Genomic DNA, 24,711 nt, shown 5'->3' with positions numbered 1-24,711 from the left:
CGCCTCGGCCAGGAGCCGCAAAGCCCTCCGGCACATCGGCCGGGACCTGGCCTAAGGGCACCTTGGCGAGTGCTCAGGGGGCGAAGTGCGCAGACCAGCAACGGGTCGGCGTACCTTGGCGGGGTGAAGCCCGGGGAGTGTTGCTTTAACCGGGCAATCGCGGTCGGAGGCGATAATCACAGAGCCGTTTCCAGAACCGGAACGAGGAAGAAAATGGGCCTTGCGCCGGGCAGCCGGTCAGGATGTGCGGGGGCGGGCCCGCCCGCCCACGGACACTCGAATTCGAAGTGCCATCTGCCTGATCGAGTCGGGGGAACCGGTCACGCAGGTGGTCCAAGATCTCGGGATGTCCAAGGCTCCTCTCCATCGGTGGATTCGGAAGCTTCCACCCTCCATGATCTGAGGCTCCTTCGACGCGCGAAGGGGTTGTCCATAGCTCGGTCACCGTCGAGGGGCCACTGGTCACCCGGGCCAATGACTGAGGCGAAGTCGTTTGTTGAGCTTCCCTCAAGACGACATGAAGATTCCCTGAAGCTTGCCCTCCTAGGGGCTCGCCGGCCTGTTTTTCCGGGTCAATGAGGGCATAGTTTGCCAATGAGAACACCCCGTTCTCATCCGTTCGTGCACGGACATTCGGGTGCCCCAGTATTCCTCCCCAGGGCTGGGGCACCCGTCTTTAACGTGAAGGGGTGGCCTGGCTCGGATCAGGGGCCCGACGGACCCCGGGCCACCTCGCGGGTCCTGCGCTGGGTCTCCCTGTCCACGTTTCGTACTTCGGTCCCACGGAGAAGCTCCTGCGTCGCCCATGGACCCTGGAGTCTTCATGGAACCTTGAGAATCCCGCGACGGAGACTCCAAGTGAGACGTCCACCCTGGAGACAGACGGTCCCGGATGCACCGGGACCGTGTAGTCAACAGGGGGAATGATGAGTACTGGATCGAGGATAGGAGGGCATCTGCCGGCGGGCCTCGGAGACGCGGTGGTAAGGCCCACGCGCCGGTTGGTGGGGATCGATGCGGCCCGGGGGCTGGCGCTGATCGGACTGATGTCGGTGCACATCCTGCCCAGCTATGACGACGTGTCGCACGAACCGACCTGGTCGTACCTGATTTTCTCGGGGGACTCGGCGGCGCTGTTCGCCTTGCTGGCCGGGGTCGGTCTGGCGCTGACCTCCGGGGGGCGCCACCCACACGACGGCGCGACGATGACCGCCGACCGGATCGGGCTAGGAGTGCGGGCGGTGCTGATCGCGATCGTCGGGCTGTGGATCGGGGCGCTGATGCCCGCAGACGCCCCGGCGGACAACATCTTGATCTACTACGGGGTGTTCTTCCTGCTGGCGATCCCGTTCCTGCACGCAGGCCCGAAAGTGCTCTTCGGCTGCGCGGCGGTCTTCGGGCTCGTGGGGCCGCTGCTGATGCAGGGCCTGATGGATGTGCTTCCCGAGTGGAGCTCGTCCAACCCCACGTTCACCGACGTGCTGAACGAGCCGGCCGGGACAATCTCCCAGTTGCTGCTGACCGGCACCTATCCGGCGCTGCCGTACATGACCTATCTGCTGGTCGGGATGGGAATCGGCCGATTGAACCTGCGCAAGTCCGAGGTGCAGATCCGGTTGCTGGTCACCGGCATCGGGGTGGCGATCTTCGCCCAGGCCACCTCCTACTTCCTGCTCTACGCCTTCGGCGGCTACCAGCGGCTGCTGGACGCCTCCTCCATGGGCGAGGAGGAGCTGGCCGAGGTCCTGGTCTGGGGCCCGGACTCCCTGCCGACGTCCACGGTGTGGTGGCTGACGATCGCTACCCCGCACAGCAACACCCCGCTGGCCATCGCGGCGAGCCTGGGCGTGGGTCTGGCCGTGCTCGGTGCTTTCCTGTTGATTGCCCGCAAGGCCGAAGCGTGGCTGCTGCCGCTGGCGGCAATGGGCGCGATGACCTTGACTCTGTACACCTCCCACCTGGTGGCCCTGTCCTTCGAGGCCCACTACGACCAGCCTTACCTGTGGTTCATGGTCCACCTGGCGGTCGCGGCGCTCTTCGCGGTGGCCTGGTACCGGGGCCTGGGGCAGGGACCGCTGGAGAAGGTGGTCAGCACCAGTGTGAAAGGCACCCGCCGGCTGGTGCTGGGCGGGCCGACGAAGAACGCACACGGATAACAAGCGCACGGCAGCAGCGACGTGACGGGCCGTGCCCACCGCAGCGGACGTGCTCTCTTGGGCGGGCACGGCCTGCCGCCGTCACAGAACGATCTGGGGGGTGACGCTGGGGTCAGTCCGGGGGCGTGTGGCGGGGTAGATGGATCCGGAAGCTGGTCCCGCGTCCGGGGCCGCCGCTGGTGGCTTCCAGGGTTCCGCCCTGGGCCTCGACGAGGGACTTGCTGATCGCCAGCCCCAGTCCGGAGCCTCCGCGGTGGGCTTCTCGGCCGGTGTGGGCGCGGTAGAACCGTTCAAAGACGTGCGGAAGGTTCTTGGCGCTGATGCCTTCCCCGGTGTCGGTGACGGTGATGGTGGCTGCCTCCGGGGTGTGGTCGGTGTGCACGGTGATGGCGCCCCCGGGTGGGGTGTGGCGCAGGGCGTTCTCCAGCAGGTTGCCCAGCACTTGTCCCATCCGTTCCCGGTCGACCAGCACCGGTGTGACCTCCATGCCGGTGCTGATGGCGGTCACTGAGATGTTCTGAGCGGCGGCGTCTTGTTGGACGGCCGCGGCCGCTTGGGCTGCCAACGGGCCCGGGTCCTGGAGGGTCAGCTGCAGATGCGTCATGCCTTCCTCGGCGGCGGTGAGCTGGCGGATGTCGCGGGCCAGTCGCTCCAGGCGGGCGATCTGGGCGTAGAGGATGCCGGTGGTCCGCTCATCCCACTCGACCACCCCGTCCTCGATGCCCTCCAGATGTCCTTTGAGGCTGGCCAGGGGGGTGCGCATCTCGTGGGCCAGGTCGGCCAGCATCTGGCGCCGGGTGGCGTCCACGGCGTCGAGCTTGGCGGCCATGTCGTTGAAGGAGGAGGCCAGGGAGTCGAACTCCGGACCCAGTTTCGCCGACGTCACGCGCACCTCGTAGTTGCCCGAGGCCACCTCCTGGGCGGCGGTGCTGAAGGAGGTCAAGGACCGCCCGATCGTGCGGTAGAGGTAGAAGGTGAGCATTCCGGCGATGTAGAGCGCCGGGAGCCCGCCGATGGCCAGGGCGGTGAGGCTCACCGAGCGGAAGGCTTCCTGAAGGTGCACCAGCCCGGTGGCCTCATCGGCGTGACCGGCCTCGATGAGCTCGTGATAGAACATGTTCGGCCCGACCAGCACCGCAGTGATCACCACGATGATCAGCCCGATGGCCAGCACTGCGGTCTGGGCCAGCATCAACCGCACCGTCAGCGGGCTCCAGGACCAGCGGCGGGTCCGGGCGGAGACGGCGGTGCTCATCGCCCGGTGCCCATCCGGTAGCCGATCCCGCGGATCGTGTGGATGAACGTCGGCCTGGTGGCTTCGTCGCCGAGTTTCTTGCGGATCCGTCCGATGTGCACGTCCACCAGGTGTTCGTCCCCGGTCCAGGCGGTGTCCCAGACCAGCTCCACCAGCTGGCGGCGGGAGAGCACCAGTTGGGGGCGGGCAGCCAGGCACAGGAGCAGGTCGAACTCGATCCGGGTCAGTGCCACCGGTTCCCCGGCCAGGTGCACTTGGCGGGAGTCCTCGTCCACCACCAGGTCCCCGATCACCAGTGCCTGCTGCCCGTGCGGTGAGGCCGTAGCGGATTCGACACTTCCCGTGCGGGCCCGGCGCAGCATGGCCTGGACCCGCGCCACGAGCTCGCGCGGGCTGAACGGCTTGGTCACGTAGTCGTCGGCGCCCACCGACAGGCCCACGATCTTGTCGACCTCGTCGTCCCGGGCGGTGAGCATCAGCACGTGGCAGTCCGAGAAGGTCCGCACCTGACGGCACACCTCGATCCCCTCGATCTCCGGTAGCCCCAGGTCGAGCACCAGCACGTTCGGGGCGAAGTCGCGCACCGCGGCCACGGCCTCGGATCCGTCGTGGCGCACGGCGACCTCGAGTCCGGCCTTGCGCAGATAGTCCGCGATCAGCTGCGCGAGGTCGACCTCGTCGTCGACCACCAGCACACGTCCGGTGAGCGGATCCGTCATCTGTCCTCCCGGTACTGATCGCGGTGACATGAACACTGTGCTGCGAGCCCCAGCGCCCCAGGGCGACCGTGTCTGAGGCCTCGGTAACGAAACAGGGGGTGGACTCGTCGTGGCCGGGCTCACCGGTGAACCGGTGGTCGCTGTGGCTAACAATCTCCTGCCCCGGGCGGAGGAGATGGTTATCGGGCACGGAGAAGATCGCGTGTCGCCCCTCCACGAGCCCGGACAAACACGACACGGCCGGGAGCCGACCACCACCACCGTGCGAGGGGGCTCCAGCGGTCTCGGCCATCTCGGCCATCTTGGCCATCTCGGTGACGGTGCGCGCGCTGGCGGAGCAGGACCCCAGGCGAGGGGGTCCGTGTCCTGAGGCAAGAGGACGCGGCGCTGGCGAACCTACGGTTGGTCGGTGACCGTTTGGGGTGCCGCTGACTGTGCGAAGGGCGCGCGCCCATCGGGTGCCGGGTCGGGGATCACCGCACTGGACCGGCTGGAACGGGTCGACGGGGATCATGACGTCCCGGTGGCGGCCCGTTCCAGCCGGTGGGGGTTCAGCTCGTGGTCCTGGATCAGGCCGCGAACCACTCCTCCAACCAGCCCTGCATGAGCTCGATCTCCACCTGCTGGTCCTCGATCATCTTCTCCGCCATGGCTCGCAGCTCGGGGTCGGTGCCCATCTGCAGCTCCATCTCGGCCATGTCGAGAGCCATCTGGTGGTGGGCGATCATTTGTTCGAGGAAAGCCTGGTCGAACTCGTCCCCGGACAGTTTCGCCAGCTCCTCCAGGCTCATGCCGTCCATGCCGTCCATGCCGTCCATCTCGCCCATCATGGCGCCCTGCATGTCGGCATTCATGCTCTGACCATGGCCGCCATGGTGGCCGTGGCCGTGTCCGTGGTGGTGCCCGTGGCCGTGGTGGTGGTGCCCCGGGGTGTTCCCGGCGGCCAGCCGCTGGGCCGCTGCTTCCAGCTGCTGGATCTCCTCGGTCTGGGCCTCGATGATCTTCTCCGCCAGGTCACGGATCTCGGGGCGCTCGGACTTCTGCAGGGCCAGCTCGGCCATGTCGGTGGCACCCTGGTGGTGGGGGACCATCATCACGGCGAAGTGGCGGTCATGGTTCATGTGCCGCTCAGCGCCCGTCTGCGCGGAGGCGGAGGCGGGCTGGTGCGTCGGGGACGCGACCGCCGCGGTCGCTCCGGCACCGCTGAGGGCCAGCGCCAGGGCCGTCCCGGCGGCCAGGTGCTTGATCGTCGACGTCATGAAGAAACTCTCTTTCGCAGCAGCCCGTGCTGGGCCTGCACATTGTGGTGTTTGCTCTGCTCAGCCTCGGGTCGAGGCGGGCCGATCCATTGACGGTAGCCCCGCCGCAGCTGGCTTCTCCGGGTTGGGAGGGCTGGGCGGTAGATCTTCACTGAACTTTCAAGAGCGGGTCCGTCAGGCGGCCAAATCGGGGTGTTCCCCGGCGTTGGCCGGGTGCAGGCATCTCCGGTTCTGGCCGGCCGGTCCCGGATGCTGGTCAGATGGGGGGCACACACGCCGCCCGCCACGCGTGGCATTCGTGGCGGGCGGCGTGTTGGCTCAACGGAAAGTGACGTAGCCGACCGTCGGCATGGCATTCACGCTGTGCACGAAGGTGCCCTGGGTGGGGTTCAGCGCGGAGATCATCTTGCCGCCACCGAGGTAGATCCCGATGTGGGCCCCGCCGTTCTGGACCACGAGGTCGCCGGGCTGCGGGTCGGTGGTCGGGGTGCCGGCCGCCCACTGCTGCTGGCTGGTGCGGGGGATGTCGATGCCCTGCTGGGCGTAGACCCACTGGGTGAACCCGGAGCAGTCCCAGGCGCCGAAGTCCGTGCCGCCCCAGACGTAGCCGGTGCCGACACCCTGCATCGCGGTGCCGACAATGCCGCCGGCCGCAGCGGAGATCTCGGAAATGTCCGAGGACTGGGGGGAGAGACTCGAGGTGGCCTGCCCAGCGGCCGGAGCGTCCGGCTGGCTCGCCGTCTGCACGGTGACGGGGGACTGGGAAGCGGCCGGTGTCGGGGAGGTCGCGGGGGCCGAGTATGCGGTGTCGGTCGTGGCGGGGGCTTCGGCATAGGCCTGAGCCGGGGCGACGGAGCCGATCACCGCCGCGCCGACAGCGGCGGCCAGGGTCGTGGTGCGCACCAGGTGCGAGGGGGTCTGGGCGCGGTGGCGGGCAGAGCTACGCGTGAAGAAAGCCATGAATGAGGGTCCTCCTTTTGCCTACGAGGTGAGCTGTCGGGTTCGGGTGGGAGGCACCCGGCCGCTGAGCCTGCAGCTCCGGCGGCTTCACCCCAAGGTCCGGGTGCGGACCGGGTATGGTTCCCCCGCTTCTGCCAAGTCATTTCTGTGATGGGGACCCCGGCTGCCGGCAGAATTCGGCGAAGCACCCGGGGAAGCCGATGAGATCAGCCAACGGCACGCAGAGGACACTAGCGCCTGGATAACGAAAAGGTCACATTCCTTGTGGTGCCGGGAAAAGGCTTGCAGCGACTCCGCGCGGTCGTCGGCGAACCGCGGGTCGTCCACGACACCCGGGGGCACATTCGTTCCGGCGTGGTGGCGCCACCAGTTGTCTTTCCTCCCGGTGCCACCACTCATCGGGACCGCCGGGGGAGGCCCTGACCTGCGGCATCGCGCCGATGAGCGCGCTGGGGGCTGGGATCCGCAGCCCCTCTGCACTCATGGCCCTACCGGCCTGCGTCCTGTCCGGGGAGGGGCGGGCCCCCGGGCGAAGTCCAGCGTTCCACAAGGTTTTTATCGGATTTCTGCACAAAAGTACCCAGCATTTCCTGAGGGGAATGAGCTATTTCCTTCATGAAATCTTCATATCCGAACATGGCCCGGCCGGGAAAAGGCCCTTTTCTTCACGGAATCTTTAAACCATTCCGGGTCTGTGGCTGGTGCTGGGGGCCGGGACCTCGATGAAGGCGCCAGATCGTGACTCATGTGACCTCGATGCTCGAGACCGGCTCCCCATCCACCCGCGCCTCGTGGGCCGTGAGATCGACGGTCTGGTCCCCGAACACTCGGGCCGGCTCCACGGTAGTCACGGTGGTTCGGGACCGGCGCAGCACCGCGGCCACTCTCGCGACGAGCTCGCCCACGCTGAAGGGCTTGGTGATGTAGTCATCAGCCCCGGCGGTCAGGCCGGCCAGTTAGTCGTCTTCGTCCCCGCGGGCGGTGAGCATCAGCACGTAGCACTGGGAGACCCCCCGATCCTGCGGCACACCTCGATCCCGTCCAGCCCGGGCAACCCCAGATCCAGCACCACCACATCAACGCTCCGGCTGCGGGCGGCCTCCACCGCGCCGGGCCCGGTGTGGGCGGTGGCGACCATCTGCGCCAGGGGCTTTTCGTCGTCCACCACCAGCACCCGCCCGGCCGCCGCGTCAGTGCCAGGATGCATGACTTCAGTGTCCCCTCGGTCCGGGAGGCTTTCATGCCGAAGGTCGGTTGCGGGAGGAATCTTCGTCAGACCTTCACTGAGAACGCCACGGGGCCGCACCCCGGCCGGTCCACAATGGTGGGTGGCCCTCGCACCGTGGTGCGAGGCGGAAAGGACCCATGAACCCCCTCACCCGTAGAACCCTGCTCGTGGGCGGCCTCGGCCTGCTCGGCACCGGCGCCCTGGCCGCGTGCTCCTCCCCGGCGGAGACCCCGGCACCGGCCGGAGCGAGCAGCACCGGCACCGCGATCACCCACGTGCACGCCATCACCCGCGACACGGTAACCGGAGGCGGAGTAGGAGCAGGAACAATCCTGCTGGCCACCCATGAAGGCCTGTTCCGACTGCAGGACGGGGAACTGACCCAGACGGGTCCGGTCGTGGACCTGATGGGCTTCACCGTCACCGGCGAGGGCCGCTATCTGGCCTCGGGCCACCCCGGTACCGGCACCGATCTGCCCGAACCGGTCGGTTTGATCGAATCCACCGATCAGGGCGGAACCTGGGAGGTGCTCTCCAGGGGCGGGGAATCGGACTTCCACACCCTGGCCGCCGGCCCGAACGGGGTGCTCGGCTTCGACGGGCAGCTGCGCGCCAGCTCCGACGGGCGCACCTGGGACACCCTCGAGATCCCCTCCGCCCCAGCCGCCCTGGCGATCGCCCCGGGCACAGGCACCATCCTGGCCACCACCGAGGACGGCGTCATGCGCTCCGACGACGACGGCGCCACCTGGGAGGTACTGGACACCCCGCAGCTGATGTCCCTGGTGGCCTGGGCCGACGAGAAGACCATCGTCGGCGCCGGAATCGACGGGCACCTGCTCACCAGCACCGACGCCGGGGAGAGCTGGAGGGCCAGTGACCAGCCGGTCGGAGAGATCACCGCCCTGGGCGCAAGCACCACTGCGGACAATAAAATTGAAGCTCTCCTGGTGGCCGACACCACCGTTCTGCGCACCACCGACGGCGGCAACACCACCGAGCCACTGATGTGACCCACAGGACCGACTCTCTAACGGTACAAAAAGCAACAATCCTTTCCGCCTCTTTCCGTCGCGGGCCTCCTTAGCCAGGCGAGGACAGGGTCGGCGTAGATCCTTGGACTTTACATATGGCGGATTACCGGCTGAACGCCACGGAGGTCATGGGCTGGCTCCGGCCGTGAAACCGGCACCGACCGTGTTCCACGCGGATCGTGTTGCAGTGAGGGTGCCTCTTGGGCATACGCAGAATCACCTGGATCGGATGTTTGGTGCAGTTGCGGTGTGTCCGTGTGCAGGACGTCGTCGGTGTGCGTGGAGACGGTGTCCTGGGTGGATCTTCACGCAATCTTCAAGGTTGAGCGCTTCATCCGAGCGAATAAGCAGTTTACTGTCGATTACATGGTGGGTCGGCTTCGACCGGTCCGCTGCCTCGCAGAACGGATGAAGGAGCACACCATGACGCATGTGACCTCGATGCTGGAGACTTATCCGAAGGACCTGGGGGACATCGACCGGCAGAAGCTGGCCGCGTGCATCGCGGCGTGCTTCGAGTGCGCCCAGACCTGTACCGCCTGCGCCGACGCCTGCCTGGCCGAGGACGCGGTCGCGGAGCTGACGACGTGCATCCGCAAGAACCTGGACTGCGCCGACGTCTGCGCCGCCACCGGCAAGGCTCTTTCCCGCCAGACCGGCAACAACGCCGAGGTCGGCCGGGCGCTGCTCGAGGCGTGCCGCACCGCGTGCAAGGCCTGCGGGGACGAGTGCGCCGAGCACGCCGAGATGCACGAGCACTGCCGGGTCTGCGCGGAGGCGTGCCGCCGCTGCGAGCAGGCGTGTGCCGACCTGCTCGCCGCGCTGGGCTGAGCAGAATCTGCGCCGGGCGCCCATTCGGGCGACGCCGGTGCATCGGTGGCCGACGGGAACCGGGGGTTCTCGAAGTGGATGATCCTGCACCGCTGCCGGGCCGTCCTGGTCTGCCAGGAAGCGCACATCATCGACCCTGCGGTCCGCGACATGTGCGCCACCATCGTGGGGGCCCGACGGGAGGAGGACGACCAGATGCAGGAAGTCCTTAAACGCTACGAATGACCCGTTGAATGGGGGCGCCGACCTGGGCTGCTGGTGGCCGGTACCTGATGTGCATCACTGACCGGGGAGGCCGCTGGCCGGCATCCACTGGTGCAAGAGGAAACTCGGTCGGGCGCCCGGCCCGAGCGCTCCGCCGGGTTTCTTCTCCCCCCGTCTCCGGCGCCTCAGCCGGGCTCGTGCCTTCTGCCGGGGCGCACCATGGTGCGTCCCGGGGCCGCCCAGCTGGTGGGTGAACCGGTTCCATTCTCCGGGCTTGTTCGCACCGAAAAGAGACCTGATCATGCATCACACCCCGAATCGCGGCCGTCGTATCACCGCAGCCGCTTCCAGCCTCGCCCTCGCTGCCACTCTGCTGGGCGGAGCAACCGCCCCGACCTTCGCCCACACAGAGGTCACCCCGGCCTCCTCCCACTCCCCGGCGGAGATGCTCCAGCCGGAGCCGACATCACCGACGGCCTACGAGTTCGGCGAGACCCTGGCGACCCTGGAGGGCGAGGAGCTGGAGACCACCTTCCTGGCCGAGATCATTGGCCACCACCAGGCCGCGATCGAGATGTCCCAACTGGAGCTCGAGCGCGGCACCAGCCCCGATATCCGCACCCATGCGGAGAACATCATCGCCAACCAGCAGCACCAGATCGAGCAGTTCACCCGGTGGCTGGAGGAGTGGTACGGGCTGAGCCCGGAAGAGGCCATGGCCCAGGCCCCGGCCGAAGCCCAGGAGGAGATGAAGGTCCTGGAGGAGGAGACCCAGATGATGATCGAGGAACTGGCGGCCGTTGAGGCCGGTGAGGACTTCGATGTCGCCTTCGTGCAGAAGATGATCCCGCACCACCAGAGCGGGATCATCGAGTTCCTGGAACCGCAGTCCCGGGCTCCGCACGCGCAACTGCGGGTGGCGGCCACCGCCGGGATCACCACCCAGCAGGCCCAGGTCGCGGACTTCCGCACCTGGCTCGCCGGCCAGGACGACACGGAATAGTCCCCCGGCAAGCCACGTCGGCCACGCACAGGTAAGGGACCCGTCCGTAGGACGGGTCCCTTACCTGTGGCCGGTGAATCAGGACTGGCTCGGCAGCTCCTGAAGCATGGTCTGCATTTCCTGGATCTCGGCTTCCTGGTCCTCGATCACCTGCTGTGCCAGGGCCACGGCCTGCGGGTTCTGCCCTTGTTCGACCTGGTCACGGGCCATCTTGACCGCGCCTTCGTGGTGGGTGGTCATCTGCTCCAGGTACAGCTGGGCGGCCTCGGTGCCCTCGGCGGTCTCGAGGGCCTGCATGTCCTCGGCCGTCATCATCCCGCCCATGCCCGCATCGGCGCCGTGATCCATGCCCTCCATGCCGCCGGAGGCGCTCATGGGCTCCTCGCCCCAGGACTGGAGCATCTGGTGCATGCGCTCGATCTCCGGGCCCTGGGCGTCGATGACCCGCTGGGCGAAGTCGGCGACCCCAGCCGGGACGTCGTCCTTGGCCAGCAGCGTCTCGCTCATCTGCACGGCCTGCTCGTGATGGGGGAGCATCATCTGGGCGAACATCACATCGTCGTCGTTGTGCTCGGCGGCGATCGGCTCCCCGGAGGCCGAGGCGGTGCCCGCCCCTTCGGGAGCGGAGGCGGCCGGGGCCGTGGTCTCGGCGGCCGTGCCGGTGTCCTGCTCGGCGGTGCCGGTGCCGCAGCCGGCCAGGGCCAGGGTGGAGGCCAGGGCGAGAGTGGTCAGAGTGGGGATGCGCTTCACGGGGTGTCCTTCTCTTGTTCTGCTTGAGGGTGGGGATGGGGGAACTGATGGGTCAGTGGGTGTGCGCTGTGGCGGGTCGCTCGGACGGGACGGGGGCCCGGTCGGCCTCGGCGCCGGTGGCGGCCAGGTGGGCAGGGTCCAGGTCGAGCCGGCGCAGCAGCTGGGCGTTGAGCGCCACCACGATCGTGGACACCGACATCAGCACCGCCCCGACGGCCGGGGACAGGACGACCCCGATCGGGGCGAGCACGCCGGCGGCCAGGGGCACGGCGATCACGTTGTAGCCGGTGGCCCACACGAGGTTCTGGATCATCTTGGTGTAGCTGGCCCGCGACAGGTCGATCATCGACAGCACGGCCCGGGGGTCGTTGCCCGCCAGAACGACGCCGGCCGACTCCATGGCCACGTCGGTGCCGGCCCCGATCGCGATGCCGACCTCGGCCCGGGCCAGGGCGGGGGCGTCGTTGACGCCGTCGCCGACCATCGCCACGGTCATCCCCCGGGACTGGAGTTCGGCGACCTTGGTGTCCTTGTCCTGCGGGAGGACCTCGGCGAAGACCTCGTCGATGCCCAGGTCGGCTCCGACGGCCTCGGCGACCTGGCGGGCGTCGCCGGTGATCATCGCGACCTTCACCCCTCGCTGCTGCAGGGCGGCCACGGCGGCGCGGGATTCGGGGCGGACTCTGTCCTCCAGGGCTACCGCGCCGATGACGGCGCGATCGCGGATTACGTGCAGCACGCCGGCGCCACGGTCGGTCCAGGCCCGTGTCTGCTCGGCGATGGTGGTCGGGGTGCTCAGCCCGAGGTCGCGCAGCATGTTGGGTCCGCCGACGATCACCTCCGAGCCGTTGACGGTGGCGCTCACGCCCCGGCCTGTGGCGGCACGGAAGCCGGTGCCGCGCAGACTCAGCCCGGCGGCAGCGGGATTCGCCGCGGCGGCGGTGACGATGGCCCGGGCCACGGGGTGCTCGCTGTCGGCTTCCGCGGCCGCCGCGTAGGCCAGCAGCTCTGCCTCCGAGATCCCCTCGGTCGGGGTGACGCCGGTGACGGCGTGGGCGCCCTCGGTCAGGGTGCCGGTCTTGTCGAAGAGGACCACGTCGATGGTGCGCATCCGCTCCAGGGCCATCCGGTTCTTGATCAGCACCCCGGCCTTCGCGGCGCGTTCGGTGGAGATCGCGATGACCAGTGGAATGGCCAGGCCCAAGGCGTGGGGGCAGGCGATGACCAGCACCGTGACGGTGCGGACCACCGCATCATCGGGCTGGCCCAGCAGCGTCCAGGCGATGGCGGTGAGGATGCCGGCGGTGAGGGCGAACCAGAACAGCCAGGCGGCGGCCCGGTCGGCTAGGGCCTGGGCGCGGGAGGAGGATTCCTGGGCGTCGGCGACCATGCGTTGGATCCCGGCCAGGGCGGTGTCGGACCCGACGGCCTCCACCCGCACGCGCACCGTGTTGTCGGTGGCCACGGTCCCGGCCACGACCGTGTCACCCACCGTGCGGGAGACGGTCTTCGACTCCCCGGTGATCATGGACTCGTCGAACTCGGCCGTCCCGTCGGTGATGGTCCCATCGGCGGGCACCCGGGCCCCGGAACGGACGAGGACGACGTCGCCCACGGCCAGCTCATCAATCGCAACGGTGACGGTCTCACCGTCGAGGACCTTTTCGGCCTCATCGGGCAGCAGGGCGGCCAGGGCGTCCAAAGCGGAAGACGCCGCACCGAGGGCGCGCATCTCCATCCAGTGACCCAGCAGCATGATCACCACCAGCAGCGCCAGCTCCCACCAGAAGTCCAGGTCGAAGCCACCGATCCCCAGGGTGGTGACCCAGGAGGCCACGAAGGCCACCGTGATGGCCATGGCGATGAGCAGCATCATCCCCGGCTGCTTCGACCGCAGCTCGGTGAGCCCGCCCTTGAGGAACGGCATCCCACCATAGAAGAAAATGATCGTGCCCAGCACGGGCGGGATCCAGGTAGAGCCGGGGAATTGGGGCACGTGGTAGCCCAGCAGGTGCCCGACCATGGGGCTGAAGTACACCACGGGAATCGACAGGGCCAGGGAGAGCCAGAACTTGTTTTTGAACATCGCGGTGGAATGCCCGGCGTGCTCCCCGTGGGTGTGGACGGTGTGGTCCTCATCGAGGCCCGAGTGGGCGTGGCCGGAGGGCATGGCCTGCCCGTGGGTATCAGTATCCCCGTGCTGCCCGTGCTGCCCGTGGCTGTTGTGGTCCAGGGATTGCCCGGCGGCGGGGCGGGGGTGGTCGTGGTGGTGCGGGGCGCTCATGGTGTGCTCCTTCCGCGTATGCCCCCTAGGGGGCCGAGATGATGATTGGGCTCGTCAAACAGTGACGAGGGTGTAGCCGGCCTCTTCCACAGCCGCGCGGACCGCTTCCGGGGCCAGGGGTCGGTCGGCAGTGATGGTGACGGTGGAGGCACCACCGGCGACCAGGTCGATGTGCACATCGGTCACCCCGTCCAGGGCGGTGAGCTCCTCAGTGACGCTTGTCGCGCAGTGGCCGCACGTCATGCCCTCCACTCGGTAGACCGTGGCGGTCCCGGCCGGAGGAGCCGTCTCGGCGGTGGGGGCGGTCTGGTCGGGGGCCGGGGTGGGGGCGCAGCAGGCGCAGCCGGTGGAGGCCATCGGCAGCGGAACGCGGGTCGCGGAAGTCATCTGTTGCTCCTTCGATCGGATCGTGCGGCAGAGGCAGGAACTGCCTGTGCTTACCTCCGGTATATACCCCCAGGGGGTATAACGCAAGGGGGTGTGGTCATGCGCTGGTCTTGGCCGGCCGTGAGCTGTGCCGGGGCAACTCCACGGTGAAGATTGCTCCTTGGCCGGGGCCGGGAGAGGTGGCGGTCAAGGTCCCACCGTGGGCCTCGACCAGGGCCCGGGAGATGGTCAGCCCGATCCCGGAGCCGCCGTGATCGCGGTCGCGGGCGGTGTCCCCGCGCCAGAAGCGCTCGAACACCTGGGGCAGATGCTCACCCGCGATGCCGTCGCCGGTGTCGGCCACGACCAGGGCGAGGCGGCGGGGGCCGTGGGCGGTGGCGCGCACGCGCACGGCCCCGCCGGGTGGGGTGTGGCGCAAAGCGTTGGTGAGCAGGTTGCCCAGCACCTGCCCCATCCGCTGCCGGTCCACCTCGACGATCCCGGCGCTGTCGTCCTCGGCCTCAAGCACCAGGTTCACGCCCTTGGCCGCGTAGGCCTCCGCGTGGGCTTCGACGGCGCTGCGGATCAGCTCGCCCGCCTTCTCCTCCCCGCGGTTCAACTCGATCCGTCCCTCTTCGGCGCGGGAGACGTCATTGATGTCCTCAACCAGGCGCGTCAACCGCCCCAACTGGTCACTCATGAGTTCACCGGTGGTCTCGTCCCAGCGCGTGACCCCGTCCTGAAGGGCCTCGAGATAGACAGCCAGCACCGAGATCGGGGTGCGCATCTCATGGGCCAGGTCCGAGAGCATCCGCCGGCGGGTGTCCTCGGTGCGCTGCAGCCGGGCGGCCATGGTGTTGAACGAGGAGGCCAGAGCGTCTACCTCCGCACCAGCGCCCATGGCCGGGACCCGGGCGTCGTAGCGGCCGCGGGCCATGCTCCGGGCCGCCTCGGTGAGCCGTTCCAACGGGGCCCGGAGGCGACGGGAGCACCAAGCGCTGGCCACCAGCGCGCAGACCAGGGCGGTCCCCAAAGCCACCCCCAGGATGATGAGGTTGGTGTCGCGGTAGGCCTGCTCCACATGGAACAGCTCCGGGGAGTTCTCCGCATGGCCGGCCATGATCAGGTGCTCGTGGAAGATCGGCGGTCCGGCCACCGAGGCCACCACCACCGCCGCGGCCAGGCTGGCGGCGACTACCAGCAACTGGGCGATCAGGAAGCGGGAAGCCAGGCCGCGTTCGTGCCGGGGGCTCACCGGGTCACCATCCGGTAGCCGACCCCGCGCACGGTGTCGATGTAGGCGCCCTGGTCATTACTGAGTTTCCGGCGCAAGTGCCCGATGTGCACATCCACCAGCCGCTCATCACCCACCCAGGCCGGGTCCCACACGATGTCGATGAGCTGACGGCGGGACAACGCCTGGTGCGGGCGGGCCGACAGGGCCGCCAGCAGGTCGAACTCGGTGCGGGTCAACCCCACCGGGCTCCCGCCCACACGGGCCTCGTGGGCGGTGAGGTCCACAGTCAGCTCCCCGAACACCCGGGCCGGCTGCGGCGGCACGACCGTGGTGCGGGGTCGGCGCAGTACCGCATGGATCCGGGCAACGAGCTCGCGCACGCTGAAGGGCTTGGTGATGTAGTCATCAGCCCCTACCGCCAATCCGGCCAGCTTGTCCTCCTCGTCCCCGCGGGCGGTGAGCATCAGCACGTAGCACTCGGAGAAACCCCGAATCCTGCGGCACACCTCAATCCCGTCCAACCCCGGCAACCCGAGATCCAGCACCACCACATCAGGAGACTGGGCGCGGGCGGCCTCTACGGCGCCGGGCCCGGTGTGGGCGGTGGCCACGTCATAGCCGGCGCGGGTGAGATAGGTGGCGACCATCAGGGCCAGCGGCTTCTCGTCGTCGACCACCAGCACCCGCCCGGCCACCGCATCGATGCCAGGATTCATGGCCCCAGTGTCCCCCTCGGCCCGCACCGCATTCGTGCCGAAGGCCGTGGGGGAGGAATCTTCGTCAAACCTTCACGGAGAACGCCGCGGGGCCCTTCCCGGCCGATCGACAATGGTGGATGGTCCTCGCAGCGTGGTGCGAGGCGGAAAGGATCCATGAACCCCCTGACTCGTAGAACCCTGCTCGTCGGCGGGATCGGCCTGCTCGGCACCGGCGCCCTGGCCGCGTGCTCCTCCCCGGTGGAGACCCCGGCACCGGCCGGAGCGAGCCGCGCCGGCACGGCGATCACCCACGTGCACGCCATCACCCGCGACACGGTGACCGGGGGCGGAGCAGGGGCAGGGACGATCCTGCTGGCCACCCACGAGGGCCTGTTCCACCTCCAGGACCGGGAACTGACCCAGGTGGGCCCGGTCGTGGACCTCATGGGCTTTACCGTCACACCCGAGGGCCGCTATCTGGCCTCGGGCCACCCCGGCACCGGCACCAATCTGCCCGAACCGGTCGGGTTGATCGAATCCACCGATCAGGGCGAGACCTGGCAAGTGCTCTCCCGCGGCGGGGAATCGGACTTCCACGCCCTGGCCTCCGGCCCCGATCGAGTGCTCGGCTTCGACGGGCAACTCCGGACCAGTACCGACGGCCGCACCTGGAACACCCTCGAGATCCCCTCCGCCCCGGCCGCCCTGGCGATCGCCCCGGGCACAGGCACCGTGGTGGCCACCACCGAGGACGGCGTCATGCGCTCCGACGACGACGGCGCCACCTGGGAAATCCTGGACATCCCGCAGCTGATGTCCCTGGTCGACTGGGCCGACGACGAGACGATTGTCGGTGCCGGCATCGACGGGGACCTGCTCACCAGCCGCAACGCCGGGAAAACCTGGACCGCCAGCGACCAACCGTTGGGTGAGATCACAGCTCTCGGGGCCAGTATCACCGCGGACGGCGAGATAGAGACACTGATCGTGGCCGACTCGACCGTCCTGCGCACCACTGATGGCGGAAAGACCACCCAGCAGCTGCTCTGACTCGCCCTGTCTCGCCCAACCAAACTGCGGGAACATCGTTGGTCCACGGGTGACCACGTGTCATCCCCACCGTGCTGCAGCAGGAATACCCATGCGGGCATCAGGCGCGCTAGGGGCCGCCTCGACCTCGACCTCGACCTTGGGCGACCGGGCAACTGCTGGTTGGCTGCGTGGGCAGCAGACGCATGAACGGCTCGACGCCCCCGCTTTACATATGGCCGGCTACTGGATGTTTCCCCGTTTGGCTCCCACAGGAACATCCTCCCTGCCAGGCACCAGGCCTGACCATCAAGGACGTCCACCGAAGGGGGTCAACCTCACTCCGCGTAACCCCGAGCCGTCGGCGCCAGCACCCCGGACACCCCAGTGAAGCGCCCTTGTAGGGTGGCGGCACGCCTGGGTCCCACTTGGCTGGAGGACACACCATGCCCGCCCTAACGCCCCCGCACGGTCAACACACGGCGAGGTGATCACCCGCCTGGTCGAGGAGGTTCTGGTCGGCGGGAATCTGGAGGCCTTGGATCAGCTCTACACCCCGGCCATGGCTCGGGTCGCCCGAGGCTGGATCGGACCGTTCCGCGCTTCCTTCCCTGATACCCGCATGCAGATCGTGCAGCTGGTCAGCGACGGGAACACCGTGGCCGCCCGGTTCCGCTGCACCGGCACCCACCTCGGTGAGTGGCGCGGTCACGCGCCCACGGGACGGCGCTTCGAGAACATCGACGAGGCGATGTTGCGGTAGGTGTTCCCCGGGCCTGGGTGCGGGTGCATCGCCAGGACACGGGCGGCTTGGCCGGGTCAGTGCGGACGGCGCCCCGTCACGGCCGCAGCGTGCGGGTCCTCGGTGTCGGGGGAGGGGACGCGCCGGTCGGGCCGGTCGCGGGGATCCAGCCACGCCTTGGCCCGCAGGGCGGGCTTCTCCACGAGTCTCCAGGACAGCAGCGCCAGGGGCAGCGTCAGGAGGACGACGAGGAGGGAGTTGACGGCGACGCCCCATGAGGCGGTGCCGAGTAGCACGAGGAGCTGCTGCACCGGGTACGCGTAGATGTAGACGCCGTAGGAGAGGTCGGTGCGGGTGGTCCAATTGCGGGACGGGGTGGCGCCGAGGCCGAGGAGCAGCACGGCAAGCGGCAGCTGCCCGTAGAGGTCCGCCCAGCCCTGGTCCGTGAGCACGGCGTAGACGACGCCCGCCCCCGCGACGTGCACCCAGGTGGGGCGCCAGGTGCCCGCCCAGGCCCAGACCGCCGCGCCCGCCAGGAAGTAGCCCACCAGCCGGGCGCCGTTGAGGTAGAGGCCGGTCGTGACCTCCAGCGGCCCCTCGAGCAGGGGCCGAAGGACGAGCACGGCGAGGAACATCCCCGGGAGCACCCACCGGGCGTGCCGTACGGCGACCGCGAGGCTGAGGACCAGACCGATCAGGACGTAGGCCAGCGCCTCGTAGAACAGCGTCCAGAGCGAGCCGTTCCAGGAGTCCGGGGCCGGGACCGCGGTCAGGGTCCCATCGATGCCCCACTGCGACATCTTCAGGTCGGCGTTGCTCAGCACGAAGCCGGCGGCGGAGGCGAGGTCAAGCGGCCTGCCCTCGAGCGCAGCCGCGAGTGGGGCGAAGACGGCGGCCACCACGAGCAGGCTCACCAGAAAGGCGGGGTAAATGCGCAGGAGGCGTCGCCACAGGTACGGCACGAGCCGGGTCCGCACCCTGCTCTCGGCGATGAGGTAGCCGCTGAGGACGAAGAAGCCGTTGACGGCCACGTCGGACAGCAGCTCGAGGCTGGGGCCCTCCGCGCCGGTCAGGGGCCAGGCGTGGCCGAGGATCACCACCGACGCCAGGACCAGACGAATGGCGTTCAGGCGGTTGTGGCGATCGGCCAAACGTTCTTGGAGAGTCGTGGCCACGGCAGCTGCCTTCCGGAAGTAACGGGCAGCGCGGCCAATGCGGTCTGCTGCAGGATGTGGGTCGGTCCGCCGGGCGCAGGAGCAGAAGTAACGCCGAGCCACCACCCATCCGAGCACGAGTTTAGTTATGCAAATACATGGTTGTGTGCTGTGCTGCACAAGTGGGGACGGAATCACCTCGGCGCACGGCCGGCATGAGACCGTTTCGTTTACATATGGCCGGTTAGAGGTCGCCTGCAGGCGGTGCTTACCAGGGAACTCGAGTACAGGGACGGCAACCTGAGGCCGAGACTGTGTGGCTAATGCGGTCGCGGCCACATGGGACTTAGATCGGTACAGATGTAAATCGCAGCCCTACTATGGGTCTTATGCGGCGCATGGGATCCGAAGACTTAGCTCCAGAGCTTGAGCTCTTGGCAGTGCAGATAAAACACGTCGCTGCACTTGCGCAGATTGGGCGCACGGTCAAAGTAGAAGAACTCGCGTGGCGGATTCATAGATCCCTCAACGCATACAAGAAAGCAACGCCTCAGACAGCAGAAGGGCGTAAGGCTTACAAGCAAGCACGGAGGCTCCAGGACGAGCTTGGCCGACTGGAGCGCCGAGTGGAGGGGCACGGCAAGTACGCGACGTCTGGGCGTCCGGACCGTAGCCGTTCAGGGCAGGTGCGTGTTCAAAGCGGGGGGCTGCCCAGTCTGGGAAGGCGGAATTGATATTTCCGAAAGACGGAGCGGCGTGGCCCACAGTCGACCACAATCGGGACCGCTATGGCTCCGATTTACTGCAGTGCTTGTGGCGTCGCCGTTAAAGTTGGCCATTGCAGCGGAAGCAACACTCCGATAACGACTTGGCTTCACCTGCTATCCTACGGATCAAGCTGGATAGGATAATTTGATGGAACGGCAGCTCTCCCGCATTCTGGCGGTAGTAACGGTCGTGCTGCTCGGGGCCTTATTGATCCTCATGATCCTGGACCGATTGATCGAGGAGCACCTGAGTCCGCTCCTCGGCCCACTCGGGTGGTCCCTCGGAGTGCTTGTCGTGATCCGTCTGCTGCTCAATATCCGACGCCCGCGATCAGGTGTGGCCGCTCCGGCCATGGACGCGGCTTCGGTGCAATCACGACTGTTCGGGTTCTCACCAGGAAGCTCGAGGATCGAAGATGAGGGCGGTCCTGCCTACACGACTTCCAAGATTCAAGAGGGTCCTCGCCGTGAGTCAGGCGGAGCACCGTTCTAAATTCGTTAACTTGCCCGGTGAGGGTTCCTGCGGTCGTCACTAACTAGGAGCGGCGTTCGGTGCCACTCCACAAAGCGTCGACGAGGAGGAAGACTATCCCCACGACAATCGAATGGAACCCAAGAACCAACAAGAAGAGTCGGCCGTGGAACGTCCCGAGGTCCCGGACGTAGTTGTCGAATCCTTCAAGCAACCATGCGGAGATGGCGAGGCCAGTGCCGGTCCCGTGGAAGACGAAGAAACCCCATGAACGGGGCAACCTGACGGGCTTTCCGCCCGGCGCCGTCCAGGGGCTCCCCCCGTGCACAGAGGGTCCAGGGGACGCCTGGGGCCGCGTCACGCCCCAGCAGAAGAGCGCAGCGCACAGGAACAAGAAGATGGACACGCCGATGCGGACTGGGATTTGCTCGTACATGGTCCAGGCAATGCAGGCCAGCGCACCGATGACCAAAAGGACCGCATAGACCTGCACTGCCCGTCTCATGACACCCACCAGCTCATGGATGCCGGCTTGAAGTGTGCCTGCTGCATCGGCCCCCCCAGGCGTGGTCACGGCCGCTGCGGCGTCCTCCCGCCCGCGGCACCTGCCCCAGGCCTATCAACGCCGCCGATCCACCACCAGCCACACATCCGTGGCCACCAACCGTTACACCATCACCCCGGACTTAACTTCGATGCAGTGAGGGTTCCTTGGGGACGATAGTCGCAGCGAGTTCGCGTTTGGCAGCCCAGATAACGGCCCCATGGCAGGGGTGCCCCTCAATTATCAACATCCCGATCGAGTACACCTAACTGCAGTTAAGCCTTATTCTTCCGGGGGATTGACTGCAAAAACAAATTCAGTCGAATCATCAAACCCAAAGTTTCGATGAAATCTCGATTGACCTCCAATAAGTATTTTCACCACCATCCATTCGCCAACATCACCCTCCTTAAAAGTGTAACTCAATGTGGCTGATTCACCTTTGATTAGATCCCTTTTTTGTTCTATAGGAGTATCCCTAAGGCTGGTTTCTTCCATGTAATCGGTGGAAAGTATCCAGAGAACTTCTTTTCCCCGTGCGGGCGCTGCTGTTCCGGTAAACTGAACAGTGTCACCCACCTCAACTCGTATTACATCGGCAGAATCTGCATAGTATGATTCACCGCCGAGCCGACCAAAGCTGTCTCGAACGCTTTCGATAACCGGATAGTGATCACTGGATTGCATCACAGAGCTCCTGTATTTTCCAACCTGATTCCTTAGATGTCCCGTAATTCCAGACATCAAATCGCGCTCATACGGCACCAGCTCTCGACTGTGTGCAATTGTATTTCTGATGTCTTTCAGTACGCCTAAATAAGCACTAGTTCTTTGTTTGTCGTCAAACACTGGTTTGAATTTCTCCCAGTTTTTGATGATAATTTCTGTCAGGTGGTACGTTTCCGTGTACTCGATCAAGTTCTGAGAAAGAATAGTACCGTCACGCTTTTTTGTTTCTTCTTCTCGATTTTTTTCGAGTTTCGCTTTATCCGGGGCCCCCTTAGCGTTGATCCAGTCATGCTCACCAAGGACAGCGACCACTGCCTGTCTTAGTGCAGCTTCTAAGGAAGTAAGTGCAAGTGCCGGTTCCATACGGTCACCTTACAGATTTCCAGTGGGCCTTAGCGGGCCTTCACAGCTGAGTGTGGGTAGCGGTTCTCCGCCAGGGGCGATGACCGCCTGCGGCGAGCAGAGCCCGTAACCGGTAGTTGTCGAAGTTGCGGAAGCCGCGGGCGACGCGACGCATGGTCTCGATGACGCCATTGACCGCTTCCGTGGGCCCGTTCGAGGCTCCTGCGGTATCGAAGTAGGCCAGGATCGCGGCCTTCCACCGGCGTAAGGTCCGTCCGAGCCGGGCGATCTCCGGAATGGGACAGGACGGGAAGGCACCGAGAATCTCGGCGACGAGCCGGCGCCCCTGCTCGGGGCGGGCGTGGTAGACCGCGCGCAGCTTCTGGTAGCAATGCCAGGCAAGGGTGACCTCGTGATGCGGGTCCCCGGCCTCGAGCTTCGCGTTGAGTCGGCGGACCTGCCTCTCGGTCAGGTGCTCGGCGCCGATCTGCAGGGTGCGGCGGATCCCGTACAACGGGTCCCCGGCTCTCCCGCGGTGGCCCAGAGTGTCCTGCTGCACGCGGCGGCGGACCTCATCGACGACCTGCCCGCCGAGCTTGACCACATGGAAAGCGTCGAGAACGGTGATCGCCTCCGGGAGCTCGTCGCGGATGGCATTGGCGTAGCCGTGGAACGGATCCAGCGTCGCCGTGCGGATCCCGCTCGTGAACGCCGGCCCCTGCTCGATGAGCCAGTCGCCGTAGGCCGCCCCCGTGCGCCCGGGCACCAGATCCAGCAGTCGTGCCCGGGGCCGGCCGTCCTCGCCGCGGGAGTGGTCCACGATCCCGGTGACCAGCCCAGTGCCGGGTGGGCCCACGTGGCGCCAGACGTGCTCGTCCACGCCCAGGGCGTTCACCCCGGCCAGCCGGTCCTCGGCGGCCAGCTGGGCCTCGATGACCGGAGTGATGGCGTCCCAGACGGTGTTCCAGGCGACCCCGAGCATCTCGGCCAGGGCCGAGACCGCGATGTCGTGGCAGCGCAGCTGCGTCACCGCCCAAGCAATCGCGCGGGTGGTGAGCTTGGCCCGCGGTGCCGCCAGCTCGTGGACCTCACTGAAGGTCGTCACCTCGCACGCCGTCTCATGGCAGCGGTAGCGGCGTTTGCGCCAGACCACCCGCACGGGCACCCCGGCGCAAGGCAGGTCGTGCAGCAGCACCGCCACCCGGCCATGGCCGACGGCGAGCACCCCGCAAGCCGGACAGCCCACCAGTGACGGCACGGTCTCGACCACCAGGGTGAACGAGGAGCGGTGCCGCTCGATCGTGAGCACGTGGACATCGGGCAGGTCGAAGAGCGCGCACGCCGGCGCGCACATAGCATGGGACACGTCGAGGCCTTCGAGGACGGTTGGATTCAGCACCCCCATCCTGGAGGCCTCGACCCCTACCCGACCCCCGTGACACGCACCCCGCTTGGGCCCTTACCCACACTCATTTGGGAAGGGCCGCAAAAGGGGTCGACCTGTACTGGGGATGCTCTGGAGGCAGAGCCTTCACGCGCTGCGCATACACCTTTGCCAGCGCCTTTCGCCGAACCAGGAAAACTAGACCGGTACCCAGCATCAGTAGACCCACGACGACAGGAGGCCACCACATTGTGACCTCACCACTCGCCGGGCGGGATGAATAAGCCCATCAGAATCGCAGCCACACCGATGACGATGAAGGCGATGCCCGGAATCAGCGCACCTGACGGCCTCGCCTGGCTGGCTACGAACTCACCCAAGCGCCCGAACATCGCCCGCTGCGCCTCAGCAGTGCCCGAGACTATGGACTTGCGGAATCTCACAATGAGGATCCCGATGATGATGGCTACGGGGCCGATGATGACCGGCGGCCAGAAGATCTCCATATGGCTGTTGCCTTTCCTCTGCCCGGGGGCAGGAAGCATGCCCGGATGTGAACGTCGTGCTTAGTGCATGCCTACCTGTTCCAGCGACTGGCCGACAGACACATATGTGCTGGCGCAAATCATAGGTCGGAAAGGTGCTGACATGTCGCTCAAGACTCCATGGGGATGCTTGCCTCGACGCGTTGCGCTACGGGTTCCCTGACGGGAGTTGTGTCCAGCCGTGGCCCGCAACACGTGAGACTGTCCGATAAACGGATGTATGGCCTCGGGAACACCGATGTCGTGGCACCACTGGACCCCTTGTTAGCGTCTACTCCCGCCATGCTCTTGTTGGTTCAGCCCTTGTGTCGTGGCGGTCCCCGCCTCAGGACGCCCTCTCGCTATGGGGTGTGCGATGGATCCGGCCGAGGCCGGGCAGGAACCGGCCTACCCGGGCAGCGTAGGAGGCGTAGTCCTGACGGTGGGTGGCCAGCAGGTAGGGCTCCTCCACCAGGCGGACCTGGAGCTCGACGGCCACCAGCAGGCACAGCCACGTCGTTGCGCTGACCACGGTGGGCACCATGAGCATCAGGCCGGCCAGGGTGGTGAGCATCGCGGTGAAGATCGGGTTGCGGACCACCGCGAAAGCCCCGGTGGTGACCAGCTCGGTGCGTTCGGTGGCGTCCACCCCGATCCGCCAGGAGGAGCCCATGCCGGCCTGGGAGGCCAGCACGCCGAGGAACCCGAAGACGGTGATGACCAGACCGGCCCAGGGAACAGCCTCCGGCAGGCGGGGTGCGGTCACGGTGCCGGTAAGGGCCAGGACGGGTGCGGCCGCACCGAGCACCAGGGCCACGGCGAAGAGGATCCCGCCCCACCACTCGGCCGTCCCGGGTGCTCCGCTCAAGCCCCGGAAGCCGGTGGAGCCGGTGCGGGCCCGGTGGATCCAGGTCCGCACACCGAAGGCGGCCATCAGACCGGTCAGATACAGGCCCAGGGCGAGGGTGGGGGCCATCTCCGTCATCATCGTCGTCCTCCTTGGAGTGGTGGGTCAGCCCGTGCTTGGGCGGCCTTCGTGG

General features: G+C 67.1%; 21 protein-coding genes, 1 pseudogene and 1 riboswitch. Of the genes and pseudogenes, 7 read left to right on the top strand and 15 right to left on the bottom strand.

The features are described from left to right. Positions 1-1,004 precede the first annotated feature (1,004 nt). Positions 1,005-2,156: a heparan-alpha-glucosaminide N-acetyltransferase domain-containing protein gene (locus QYM41_RS15390; RefSeq protein WP_368800661.1), complete on the top strand. Its 1,152-nt coding sequence runs from the start codon at positions 1,005-1,007 to the stop codon at positions 2,154-2,156. Positions 2,157-2,268: 112 nt separating this feature from the next. Here QYM41_RS15390 and QYM41_RS15385 read toward each other — a convergent pair whose 3' ends face one another. The 5 genes and pseudogenes from QYM41_RS15385 to QYM41_RS15365 all read right to left on the bottom strand — a co-directional run. Further along, complete coding sequence (locus tag QYM41_RS15385; protein ID WP_368800660.1) at positions 2,269-3,411, bottom strand: sensor histidine kinase; 1,143 nt, start codon at positions 3,409-3,411, stop codon at positions 2,269-2,271. Further along, positions 3,408-4,130 (bottom strand): response regulator, encoded by a 723-nt coding sequence (locus QYM41_RS15380; protein WP_331779484.1) that lies wholly within the window; start codon positions 4,128-4,130, stop codon positions 3,408-3,410. The genes QYM41_RS15385 and QYM41_RS15380 overlap by 4 nt, the downstream gene beginning before the upstream one ends. Before the next feature lie 569 nt (positions 4,131-4,699). Beyond that, on the bottom strand, positions 4,700-5,389 hold the full coding sequence (locus tag QYM41_RS15375; RefSeq protein ID WP_368800659.1) for a DUF305 domain-containing protein: 690 nt from the start codon (positions 5,387-5,389) through the stop codon (positions 4,700-4,702). 318 nt (positions 5,390-5,707) lie between these two features. Next, positions 5,708-6,349, bottom strand: coding sequence for a C40 family peptidase (locus QYM41_RS15370; protein WP_331779486.1), 642 nt, complete (start codon positions 6,347-6,349; stop codon positions 5,708-5,710). A 6-nt stretch (positions 6,350-6,355) separates the two neighbouring features. Continuing rightward, a riboswitch (cyclic di-AMP (ydaO/yuaA leader) is annotated at positions 6,356-6,524 on the bottom strand. A gap of 688 nt (positions 6,525-7,212) precedes the next feature. Beyond that, a pseudogene (locus QYM41_RS15365) lies at positions 7,213-7,556 on the bottom strand (response regulator transcription factor); the annotation flags it as partial. A 158-nt stretch (positions 7,557-7,714) separates the two neighbouring features. Here QYM41_RS15365 and QYM41_RS15360 point away from each other — a divergent pair. The 4 genes from QYM41_RS15360 to QYM41_RS15345 all read left to right on the top strand — a co-directional run bounded on the left by QYM41_RS15360 (position 7,715) and on the right by QYM41_RS15345 (position 10,649). Then, entirely contained in the window at positions 7,715-8,590 is an 876-nt protein-coding gene (locus tag QYM41_RS15360; RefSeq protein WP_331779487.1) for a F510_1955 family glycosylhydrolase, read from the top strand. A 444-nt stretch (positions 8,591-9,034) separates the two neighbouring features. Next, positions 9,035-9,442, top strand: a complete 408-nt coding sequence (locus tag QYM41_RS15355) for a four-helix bundle copper-binding protein (protein ID WP_368800658.1) — start codon at positions 9,035-9,037, stop codon at positions 9,440-9,442. 78 nt (positions 9,443-9,520) lie between these two features. Further along, positions 9,521-9,667 carry a hypothetical protein gene (locus tag QYM41_RS15350; protein WP_368800657.1) on the top strand — a complete coding sequence of 49 codons (147 nt, stop codon included), beginning with the start codon at positions 9,521-9,523 and terminating at the stop codon, positions 9,665-9,667. A 280-nt stretch (positions 9,668-9,947) separates the two neighbouring features. Then, on the top strand, positions 9,948-10,649 hold the full coding sequence (locus QYM41_RS15345) for a DUF305 domain-containing protein (RefSeq protein WP_368800656.1): 702 nt from the start codon (positions 9,948-9,950) through the stop codon (positions 10,647-10,649). 78 nt (positions 10,650-10,727) lie between these two features. Here QYM41_RS15345 and QYM41_RS15340 read toward each other — a convergent pair whose 3' ends face one another. The 5 genes from QYM41_RS15340 to QYM41_RS15320 all read right to left on the bottom strand — a co-directional run bounded on the left by QYM41_RS15340 (position 10,728) and on the right by QYM41_RS15320 (position 16,002). Next, on the bottom strand, positions 10,728-11,399 hold the full coding sequence (locus QYM41_RS15340; RefSeq protein ID WP_368800655.1) for a DUF305 domain-containing protein: 672 nt from the start codon (positions 11,397-11,399) through the stop codon (positions 10,728-10,730). A gap of 52 nt (positions 11,400-11,451) precedes the next feature. Next, positions 11,452-13,683: a copper-translocating P-type ATPase gene (locus QYM41_RS15335; protein ID WP_368800654.1), complete on the bottom strand. Its 2,232-nt coding sequence runs from the start codon at positions 13,681-13,683 to the stop codon at positions 11,452-11,454. Positions 13,684-13,737: 54 nt separating this feature from the next. Then, positions 13,738-14,070, bottom strand: a complete 333-nt coding sequence (locus QYM41_RS15330) for a heavy-metal-associated domain-containing protein (protein ID WP_368800653.1) — start codon at positions 14,068-14,070, stop codon at positions 13,738-13,740. 97 nt (positions 14,071-14,167) lie between these two features. Further along, positions 14,168-15,304 carry a sensor histidine kinase gene (locus QYM41_RS15325; RefSeq protein ID WP_368800652.1) on the bottom strand — a complete coding sequence of 379 codons (1,137 nt, stop codon included), beginning with the start codon at positions 15,302-15,304 and terminating at the stop codon, positions 14,168-14,170. Next, positions 15,301-16,002, bottom strand: coding sequence for a response regulator transcription factor (locus QYM41_RS15320; RefSeq protein WP_368800651.1), 702 nt, complete (start codon positions 16,000-16,002; stop codon positions 15,301-15,303). The genes QYM41_RS15325 and QYM41_RS15320 overlap by 4 nt, the downstream gene beginning before the upstream one ends. A 156-nt stretch (positions 16,003-16,158) precedes the next feature. Between QYM41_RS15320 and QYM41_RS15315 the strand changes: the two genes are divergently transcribed. Then, entirely contained in the window at positions 16,159-17,034 is an 876-nt protein-coding gene (locus QYM41_RS15315; RefSeq protein WP_368800650.1) for a F510_1955 family glycosylhydrolase, read from the top strand. A gap of 466 nt (positions 17,035-17,500) precedes the next feature. After that, positions 17,501-17,776 (top strand): ester cyclase, encoded by a 276-nt coding sequence (locus tag QYM41_RS15310; protein ID WP_368800649.1) that lies wholly within the window; start codon positions 17,501-17,503, stop codon positions 17,774-17,776. Between the two features lie 56 nt (positions 17,777-17,832). Here the strand turns inward: QYM41_RS15310 and QYM41_RS15305 are convergent, their stop codons facing one another. The 5 genes from QYM41_RS15305 to QYM41_RS15285 all read right to left on the bottom strand — a co-directional run bounded on the left by QYM41_RS15305 (position 17,833) and on the right by QYM41_RS15285 (position 24,659). Beyond that, positions 17,833-18,906, bottom strand: coding sequence for an acyltransferase family protein (locus QYM41_RS15305; protein WP_368800648.1), 1,074 nt, complete (start codon positions 18,904-18,906; stop codon positions 17,833-17,835). Positions 18,907-20,974: 2,068 nt separating this feature from the next. Beyond that, positions 20,975-21,784 (bottom strand): Swt1 family HEPN domain-containing protein, encoded by an 810-nt coding sequence (locus QYM41_RS15300; RefSeq protein WP_368800647.1) that lies wholly within the window; start codon positions 21,782-21,784, stop codon positions 20,975-20,977. 40 nt (positions 21,785-21,824) lie between these two features. Continuing rightward, positions 21,825-23,162 carry an ISL3 family transposase gene (locus tag QYM41_RS15295; protein WP_176338697.1) on the bottom strand — a complete coding sequence of 446 codons (1,338 nt, stop codon included), beginning with the start codon at positions 23,160-23,162 and terminating at the stop codon, positions 21,825-21,827. 242 nt (positions 23,163-23,404) lie between these two features. Continuing rightward, positions 23,405-23,653 (bottom strand): hypothetical protein, encoded by a 249-nt coding sequence (locus tag QYM41_RS15290; protein ID WP_368800646.1) that lies wholly within the window; start codon positions 23,651-23,653, stop codon positions 23,405-23,407. 364 nt (positions 23,654-24,017) lie between these two features. After that, on the bottom strand, positions 24,018-24,659 hold the full coding sequence (locus QYM41_RS15285) for a methyltransferase family protein (RefSeq protein WP_368800645.1): 642 nt from the start codon (positions 24,657-24,659) through the stop codon (positions 24,018-24,020). Between the last annotated feature and the right edge of the window lie 52 nt (positions 24,660-24,711).

It is taken from the genome of Kocuria oxytropis (assembly GCF_040981195.1).
Lineage (GTDB): Bacteria > Actinomycetota > Actinomycetes > Actinomycetales > Micrococcaceae > Kocuria > Kocuria oxytropis.
The sequence above is the reverse complement of the archived record's forward strand: the minus strand, read 5'-3'. Positions and strand labels throughout refer to the sequence as shown.

Coding starts and splice junctions, on each gene's coding strand:
- QYM41_RS15385 (WP_368800660.1), bottom strand. CDS start 3,411: ATGAGCACCGCCGTCTCCGCCCGGACCCGCCGCTGGTCCTGGAGCCCG.
- QYM41_RS15380 (WP_331779484.1), bottom strand. CDS start 4,130: ATGACGGATCCGCTCACCGGACGTGTGCTGGTGGTCGACGACGAGGTC.
- QYM41_RS15375 (WP_368800659.1), bottom strand. CDS start 5,389: ATGACGTCGACGATCAAGCACCTGGCCGCCGGGACGGCCCTGGCGCTG.
- QYM41_RS15370 (WP_331779486.1), bottom strand. CDS start 6,349: ATGGCTTTCTTCACGCGTAGCTCTGCCCGCCACCGCGCCCAGACCCCC.
- QYM41_RS15360 (WP_331779487.1), top strand. CDS start 7,715: ATGAACCCCCTCACCCGTAGAACCCTGCTCGTGGGCGGCCTCGGCCTG.
- QYM41_RS15355 (WP_368800658.1), top strand. CDS start 9,035: ATGACGCATGTGACCTCGATGCTGGAGACTTATCCGAAGGACCTGGGG.
- QYM41_RS15350 (WP_368800657.1), top strand. CDS start 9,521: ATGATCCTGCACCGCTGCCGGGCCGTCCTGGTCTGCCAGGAAGCGCAC.
- QYM41_RS15345 (WP_368800656.1), top strand. CDS start 9,948: ATGCATCACACCCCGAATCGCGGCCGTCGTATCACCGCAGCCGCTTCC.
- QYM41_RS15335 (WP_368800654.1), bottom strand. CDS start 13,683: ATGAGCGCCCCGCACCACCACGACCACCCCCGCCCCGCCGCCGGGCAA.
- QYM41_RS15330 (WP_368800653.1), bottom strand. CDS start 14,070: ATGACTTCCGCGACCCGCGTTCCGCTGCCGATGGCCTCCACCGGCTGC.
- QYM41_RS15320 (WP_368800651.1), bottom strand. CDS start 16,002: ATGAATCCTGGCATCGATGCGGTGGCCGGGCGGGTGCTGGTGGTCGAC.
- QYM41_RS15315 (WP_368800650.1), top strand. CDS start 16,159: ATGAACCCCCTGACTCGTAGAACCCTGCTCGTCGGCGGGATCGGCCTG.
- QYM41_RS15300 (WP_368800647.1), bottom strand. CDS start 21,784: ATGGAACCGGCACTTGCACTTACTTCCTTAGAAGCTGCACTAAGACAG.
- QYM41_RS15290 (WP_368800646.1), bottom strand. CDS start 23,653: ATGGAGATCTTCTGGCCGCCGGTCATCATCGGCCCCGTAGCCATCATC.
- QYM41_RS15285 (WP_368800645.1), bottom strand. CDS start 24,659: ATGATGACGGAGATGGCCCCCACCCTCGCCCTGGGCCTGTATCTGACC.